The organism is Mesorhizobium sp. M2E.F.Ca.ET.209.01.1.1 (genome assembly GCF_004010375.2).
Classification (GTDB): Bacteria; Pseudomonadota; Alphaproteobacteria; order Rhizobiales; family Rhizobiaceae; genus Mesorhizobium.
Genome location: NZ_SADP02000755.1, coordinates 1 through 324, shown reverse-complemented (window position 1 = coordinate 324; position 324 = coordinate 1). Strand labels below are relative to the sequence as shown.

Annotated in this window: 1 pseudogene; it reads right to left on the bottom strand. The window is 66.7% G+C overall.

Going from position 1 to position 324, the window contains the following annotated elements:
- Window positions 1-324, bottom strand: a pseudogene (locus tag EN852_RS37760) (chain-length determining protein); the annotation flags it as partial.

Below are 324 nucleotides of genomic sequence, written 5' to 3'. Positions count from 1 at the left end.
GCGGCAATCGTCCGCGGCGCATGGTCGCCTCATAGGGAGCGAAAGGATCCCCATCATCCTCCTCTTCGGCGACCGCCGGCTCGGCGCGCGTCACCGGCATTGCCACCTGCTCGATATTGGCGAAACGGGCGCCGGCGGCCGGACGCATGGCGCGGCCAGAGAACAGCTCGGCAAGCAGCGTGCCGATGGCCATCAACAACAGCGAAGCAGCGGCGGCGGCGCCAGTGATCGGCCCGATCTTCGGGAAATAAGGTTGCGACGGCACCTGTGCTTGCGCGATCAGGCTTGCCGCGACGGGCGAATATTTGCGATCCTTGCGCGAGG